Raw genomic sequence first — 5,493 nt, forward strand, 5'->3', positions numbered from 1 at the left:
CCGCGTCAGCCGCAGCGCGCCCGCGCCGCATGCCACCGTCGGCGCGCCGTCCAGCACCGTGCCGGGCGGGCCGCCGCCCGCGGCGGGCTCCGCCGCCAACACGCGGATCGTCTCCCCGCCATGGGCGAAGTAGCAGCCCGGCCAGGGGTTGAGCGCCCGGATGCGCCGGTCGAGCGCCGCTGCGGGCTGCGACCAGTCGATCCGGCCATCCTCCTTGGCGATCTTCGGCGCGTAGGTCACGCCGTCCTCCGGCTGGGGCAGGGCGGGGGGATCCTCCGCCAGAGCTCGCAGGATCAGCCTCGCGCCGAGCTCCGCCAGCGCGTCGTGCACCTCCGGAGTCGTCGCGCGCGGCCCGATCGGGATCGCCTCGCGCAGCAGCATGGGGCCGGTGTCGAGGCCTTCCTCCATGCGCATGATGGTGATGCCCGTCTCGGCATCGCCGGCCAGGATCGCCGCCTGGATCGGACCGGCGCCGCGCCAGCGCGGCAGCAGGGAGGCGTGGATGTTGAGGCACCCGCGCCGCGGCGCGTCCAGCATCGGCTTCGGCAGGATGAGGCCATAGGCCGCGACGACGGCCACATCCAGGTCGAGCGCCGCGAAGGCCGCGTGCTCCGCCGCGTCGCGCCTCACCCGCGCCGGCGTGCGCACCGCGAGGCCGAGTTCGAGCGCGGCGCGGTGCACGGGGCAGGGGGTCTCCTTCTGGCCGCGCCCCGCCGGCCGCGGCGGCTGGGCATAGACCGCGACGATCTCGTGCCCCGCCGCGTGCAGCGCGCGCAGCGCCGGCACCGCGAAGTCGGGGCTGCCCATGAAGGCGATGCGCATGACCCGCGCGCCCTACGCGTCGCGCGCCTTGGCCTTCAGCTCCTTGGCCAGCTTGCGCAGCAGCATGTTCCGCTTCAGCGCGGAGATGTGGTCCACGAACAGCACGCCATCCAGGTGGTCCAGCTCGTGCTGGAAGCAGGCGGCGAGCAGCCCGTCCGCCTCCATCTCCCGCTTCGCGCCGGACAGCTCCGTCCAGCGCAGCTTCACCCGCGCTGGCCGCGTCACGTCGGCGAACTGGTTGGGCAGCGAGAGGCAGCCTTCTTCCCGCGTCGCCAGCTCCTGGCTGGTGGCAACGATCTCGGGGTTCACCAGCACCATCGGGTCCGGCTTGTCCTCTGGCCGGACGTCCACAACCACCAGTCGCAGCAGCTCCCCGACCTGTGGTGCCGCCAGGCCGATGCCGGGGGCCTTGTACATCGTCGCCAGCATCTTCTCGGCCAGCGCAGGCACGCGCGGATCGCCGGCCTGCACCGGCTTCGCCTTGGCGCGCAGGCGCGGGTCGGGGACGTAGAGGATCGGCAGGGTGTCGGCTTCGGTCATCGGGCTGGTCCGGGAAGCGCGGACAGGTAGCCCCGCGGCACACCCCTTGCAACGCATGCCCGCCCCGTCACCGGCGCCCCCCTTGCAACCGCCTGCGCGGCCGCCAAAATCACGCGACACGGGGTGCCTCGGGCCCCGCCCGATTCACGCCTCGCCCAGAAACCCGCAAGGGCAGGGGGGGCCAGGGGAACACAGCATGTCGCGTCCCTCGCTGTTCGGCTCGCCGCTCTTCCTCGGCTTCGACCATCTCGAGCAGATGCTCGACCGGGTGCAGAAGAACGCCGACGGCTATCCGCCCTACAACATCGAGCAGACCGGCGACACGCGGCTGCGGATCACGCTGGCCGTTGCCGGCTTCTCGATGGACGACCTGCAGATCACGCAGGAGGACAACCAGCTGGTGATCCGCGGCCGCCAGAAGGACGACGCCGAAGGCCGCGTCTTCCTGCACCGTGGCATTGCCGCCCGGCAGTTCCAGCGCGCCTTCGTGCTGGCCGAGGGCATCGAGGTGGAGGGTGCGTGGCTCGACAACGGGCTGCTGCATGTCGATCTCCGCCGCCCCCTGCCGGAGGCGCGGGTGAAGACCATCAAGATCGCGGCGCGCGGCAACGGCGCGCAGCGCACGGCCGTCGGCGGCCCCGTCGTCGGCGGGTTGGCCGAGAAGCTGACCGACGGCCGCGACGAGCAGGGGTGATCAGGACGATACCCCTCGCATCCAGCCAGGCGCGGGCCCAGGCGGGACGTGCCGAAAGGAGAGAACGATGAACGAGCATGACGCCGGCGCCGATGCGGGCCGGAGCTTCCTGAGCGCCGCGGCGCTCCGCAGCCTGTCGGCACGGGACTTCGCCCGGCTTGGTGCCGAGGACGTCGCCTATGTGCGGCCCGTGATCATGAATGGCGCGCAGGCTTTCGCGATCCATGCCGCGGACGGCACCCCGATCGGCGCCGCGCCCAGCGCCCAGCTCGCCGCCGCCGCCATCCGCCAGCACGAGATGGAGCCGGCCCTGGTCCACTGAGGACCGCGCTGCGGCGCGCCCGACGGCGCGCCGCAGCGCGAGGCGTCAACCCTTCCCGGGGTCGATCCAGCCGACATGCCCGTCGGCGCGGCGATAGACGACGTTGAGCGCCTCCGTCGTGCTGTTGCGGAACATCAGCACCTGGGCGTGCATCAGGTCGAGGCGCATCACCGCCTCGCCCACCGTCAGCCGCTCGATCTCCGCCGGCGTCTCCGCGACAACCGCCGGATGATCTGCGCCGTTCGCCACGGCGGTCTCGGCGGCGTCGGCCTCCTCCTCCTCCTCCGGGCGTCGCAGCACGATCTGGCGCGCCGGCTCGCCGCGCGGGCGGTCGCGCGTCGCGGCCAGGCTGCGGGCATGGTCGTTCACGCGCCGTCGGTAGCGGCGCAACCGCTTGGCGACGTGTTCCGCCGCTTCCTCGAAGGCGCGATGCGCGTCGGGGCCTTCGCCCTCGCCGCGCATGAACAGGTCGCGGCCGGCCTTGAGGTTGATGTCGCAGACGAAGGCGTGCCCCTTGCCGTCGCGGCGGAAGGTGACGTTCGCCTCGAGCGCATGGTCGAAATACTTGCGGGCGATGATGCCCAGACCCTCCCGGACATGGGTCTGCAAGGCCTCGCCGGTCTCGACCTGCTTGCCCGCGACAGTGATGTGCATGAGAGCTTCGCTCCTTCCTCCGTTCGGGGAAGGCCGCCCGGGGAAAGGCGGCGCGGAGCCAGGTCGGCGCGAGGGCCGTATGGGCGCGGAGCCGGTTTCAGGCCGGGACGGCCTTCTCCCGCTTGCGCTGCACCGAAGATGGAATGCGCAGCGCCTCCCGGTATTTGGCCACCGTTCTGCGCGCGATGTCCACCCCTTCCTTCCGCAGCCGATCGACGATCGCATCGTCGGACAGGATGTCCTCCGGATCCTCCTGCGCGATCATCTCCCGGATGCGGAAACGGATCGCCTCGGCGGAGTGGCTTTCGCCGCCCGTCGTGCCGGCGATCGCGGTGGTGAAGAAATACTTGAGCTCGAACGTGCCGCGCGGCGTCGCGATATGCTTGTTCGCGGTCACCCGGCTCACCGTGCTCTCGTGCATCGAGACCGCCTCCGCCACGTCGCGCAGGATCAGCGGGCGCAGGTGGGACACGCCGTGGCGGAAGAAGCCGTCCTGCCGGCGCACGATCTCGGCGGCGACCTTCAGGATGGTGTTGGCGCGCTGTTCCAAAGACTTCACCAGCCAGGTCGCGCTCTGCAGGCGCTCCGCCAGGAAGGCGCGGTCGTCCTTCGACTTCGAGCCGACCACCGCGCGGGCATGGAAGCCGCGGTTGACCAGCACGCGCGGCAGGGTCTCCGGGTTCAGCTCCACCGCCCATTCGCCGTTCTCGAGCCGGCGCATGATGACATCGGGCACCACCACCGGCGGCGGCGCGGCGTCCCAGTTGGCGCCGGGCTTCGGGTCCAGCCGCTTCAGTTCGGCGATCATCTCGGCCAGGTCCTCGGCGTCCACGCCGCAGGCCTTCATGAGTCCGCGCTGGTCGCGCCGCGCGAGCATCTCCAGGTTGTCGAGCAGCGCCTCCATGCAGGGGTCGAGGCGGTTGCGATCCGCCAGCTGCACCGCCAGGCATTCGCGCAGGCTCTGCGCGAACATCCCGACCGGGTCCAGCCGCTGCATGCGCGCGCGCACCGCCGCGACCGTCGCCTCCTCGCAGCCCATCGCGGCGGCGATCGCGGCGTCGGTCACCGGCAGCCGGCCGGCCGCATCGACCATGGCCAGCATCTGCGCCGCGATCAGCCGATCCCGCGGATCGTGGAAGGTCAGCCGGATCTGCTCGCCGAGATGCTCGCGCAGCGACACGCGGGCATCGGCCATCTCCTCGATGCCGGAGAGGTCGTCGTCGAAGCTGCCCCGGCTGCCGCCGGCGCCGGGCCCCCCGCCGCTCTCGCTCTCGTAGACGTTGCCCCAATCCGCGTCGAGCGGCGCGGCGCCCTCGGCCGGCATCGCCTCCGATGTCGCGGCGGCATGCGAATCCGCGGGCTCCGGCGCCGCCGCCTCCGGAGCGCGCTCATCGGCCGCCGTGCGGGGCTCCGGCCGCTCGTCGCGTTCCAGCAGCGGGTTGCGCTCGAGCTCCTCCTCGACGAAGGCGGAGACCTCGACGTTGGACGACTGCAGCAGCTTGATGGCCTGCCGCAGCTGCGGCGTCATCACCAGAGACTGCGACTGACGGAGATCGAGGCGAGGGCCCATCGCCATGGTCGCTAGTCCCAGCCCCCGTCGGTGTGCCTGTCCTCCGCCATGCGCGATCCCTACAGGGAGAACCTTTCCCCGAGATAGACGCGGCGCACGCCCTCATGCGCGACGATGTCGCGCGGGCTGCCCTCCATCAGCACCTGGCCGTCATGCATGATGTAGGCGCGGTCGATGATCTCCAGCGTCTCGCGGACGTTGTGGTCGGTGATCAGCACGCCGATGCCGCGGTCCTTCAGGTGCTTCACCAGGTCGCGGATCTCGCCGACGGCGATCGGGTCGATCCCAGCCAGCGGCTCGTCCAGCAGGATGTAGGCGGGCTGGGTGGCCAGCGCGCGGGCGATCTCGCAGCGCCGCCGCTCGCCGCCCGACAGCGCCAGCGCCGGGGCGCGGCGCAGATGGGCGATGCCGAATTCGGCCAGCAGCGCGTCCAGCATCTGCTCGCGCCGGTCGCGGATCGGCTCCACCACCTCGAGCGCCGCGCGGATGTTGTCCTCCACGCTCATGCCGCGGAAGATCGAGGCTTCCTGCGGCAGGTAGCCCAGGCCGAGCCGTGCGCGGCGGTACATCGGCAGGAAGGTCACGTCGTGCCCGTCCATGGTGACCATGCCCTCGTCGGGCTGCACCAGGCCGGTGATCATGTAGAAGGTCGTGGTCTTTCCCGCGCCATTCGGACCGAGCAGCCCGACCGCCTCGCCGCGCTTCAGGCTGAGCGAGACGTTCCGAACCACCGGCCGCTTCTTGTAGCGCTTGCCCAGGCCGGTCGCGACCAGGCCGGCGTTCTGCGCGGCGACCCGCAGGCCGGGTGCCGCCTCGCGCAGCGTGTCGGGCGGGCTCATCGGCTGGCTCCCTGGGCCTGCGCGCCGCGCGGCGGCAGCGGCTGGCGCGGCT

The 5,493-nt window shown here is 71.9% G+C and carries 7 protein-coding genes; 2 read left to right on the forward strand and 5 right to left on the reverse strand.

Features of this window, described 5'->3' with window-relative positions; translation table 11 throughout:
• Both fmt and def read right to left on the reverse strand, forming a co-directional pair.
• The coding region (fmt, locus tag OZN99_RS24300; protein WP_270937828.1) for a methionyl-tRNA formyltransferase at nt 1–822 on the reverse strand (822 nt) is incomplete at its 3' end.
• Between the two features lie 12 nt (nt 823–834).
• The gene (def, locus tag OZN99_RS24305; RefSeq protein WP_270937829.1) at nt 835–1,362 is read right to left on the reverse strand and encodes a peptide deformylase; all 528 of its coding nucleotides are present in this window, start codon (nt 1,360–1,362) and stop codon (nt 835–837) included.
• Between the two features lie 196 nt (nt 1,363–1,558).
• On the opposite strand from def, the gene OZN99_RS24310 reads away from it, so the two are divergent.
• The gene (locus tag OZN99_RS24310; protein WP_270937830.1) at nt 1,559–2,056 is read left to right on the forward strand and encodes an Hsp20 family protein; all 498 of its coding nucleotides are present in this window, start codon (nt 1,559–1,561) and stop codon (nt 2,054–2,056) included.
• A gap of 67 nt (nt 2,057–2,123) precedes the next feature.
• A complete protein-coding gene (locus OZN99_RS24315) occupies nt 2,124–2,378 on the forward strand; it encodes a DUF1150 family protein (protein ID WP_270937831.1) in 255 nt (84 codons plus the stop codon).
• 45 nt (nt 2,379–2,423) lie between these two features.
• On the opposite strand, the gene hpf is transcribed toward OZN99_RS24315, so the two are convergent.
• The 3 genes from hpf to lptB all read right to left on the reverse strand — a co-directional run bounded on the left by hpf (nt 2,424) and on the right by lptB (nt 5,441).
• Entirely contained in the window at nt 2,424–3,032 is a 609-nt protein-coding gene (gene hpf / locus OZN99_RS24320; protein WP_270937832.1) for a ribosome hibernation-promoting factor, HPF/YfiA family, read from the reverse strand.
• Nucleotides 3,033–3,129: 97 nt separating this feature from the next.
• Nucleotides 3,130–4,608 carry an RNA polymerase factor sigma-54 gene (gene rpoN / locus OZN99_RS24325; RefSeq protein ID WP_270937833.1) on the reverse strand — a complete coding sequence of 493 codons (1,479 nt, stop codon included), beginning with the start codon at nt 4,606–4,608 and terminating at the stop codon, nt 3,130–3,132.
• 53 nt (nt 4,609–4,661) lie between these two features.
• Nucleotides 4,662–5,441, reverse strand: a complete 780-nt coding sequence (lptB, locus tag OZN99_RS24330) for an LPS export ABC transporter ATP-binding protein (RefSeq protein ID WP_270937834.1) — start codon at nt 5,439–5,441, stop codon at nt 4,662–4,664.
• Nucleotides 5,442–5,493: the final 52 nt, after the last annotated feature.

The organism is Falsiroseomonas oryzae (assembly GCF_027856955.1).
In the GTDB taxonomy this organism is placed as follows: domain Bacteria; phylum Pseudomonadota; class Alphaproteobacteria; order Acetobacterales; family Acetobacteraceae; genus Falsiroseomonas; species Falsiroseomonas oryzae.

Coding starts and splice junctions, on each gene's coding strand:
- lptB (WP_270937834.1), bottom strand. CDS start 5,441: ATGAGCCCGCCCGACACGCTGCGCGAGGCGGCACCCGGCCTGCGGGTC.
- OZN99_RS24315 (WP_270937831.1), top strand. CDS start 2,124: ATGAACGAGCATGACGCCGGCGCCGATGCGGGCCGGAGCTTCCTGAGC.
- def (WP_270937829.1), bottom strand. CDS start 1,362: ATGACCGAAGCCGACACCCTGCCGATCCTCTACGTCCCCGACCCGCGC.
- OZN99_RS24310 (WP_270937830.1), top strand. CDS start 1,559: ATGTCGCGTCCCTCGCTGTTCGGCTCGCCGCTCTTCCTCGGCTTCGAC.
- rpoN (WP_270937833.1), bottom strand. CDS start 4,608: ATGGCGATGGGCCCTCGCCTCGATCTCCGTCAGTCGCAGTCTCTGGTG.
- hpf (WP_270937832.1), bottom strand. CDS start 3,032: ATGCACATCACTGTCGCGGGCAAGCAGGTCGAGACCGGCGAGGCCTTG.